This is a genomic window from Duganella sp. sic0402, assembly GCF_019219065.1.
In the GTDB taxonomy this organism is placed as follows: Bacteria; Pseudomonadota; Gammaproteobacteria; order Burkholderiales; family Burkholderiaceae_D; genus Rugamonas.
The window spans coordinates 1-243 of the sequence record NZ_JAHUWK010000060.1; the positions used below are offsets into that span (position 1 = coordinate 1).

Here is a 243-nt window from a genome sequence, read left to right on the forward strand (position 1 = left end):
CAGCTTGCGCGGTGGTCAGCGAAGCCAGTTGCTCGGTGGTCAGTGCTTTGACCTGATCGCTGCCCAGTGCGGCAACGGTCGCGGTTTTCAGCGCGGCGAAGTCTTCGGTTTCCAGCGCTTTCAGCTGGTTGCTGCTCAGCGCCGCGATCTGCGCGGTGGTCATCGCAGCAGCCTGGTTGGTGCCAATGGCGACGATCTGATTGGTGCTCAGGGCGGCCAGGTTGGTGGTGTTGATCGCGCCGA

Annotated in this window: 1 protein-coding gene; it reads right to left on the reverse strand. The window is 63.4% G+C overall.

The window, feature by feature from the left end:
* A partial coding sequence (locus tag KW842_RS27940; RefSeq protein ID WP_218307316.1) for a hypothetical protein occupies window positions 1–243 on the reverse strand: 243 nt, incomplete at both ends.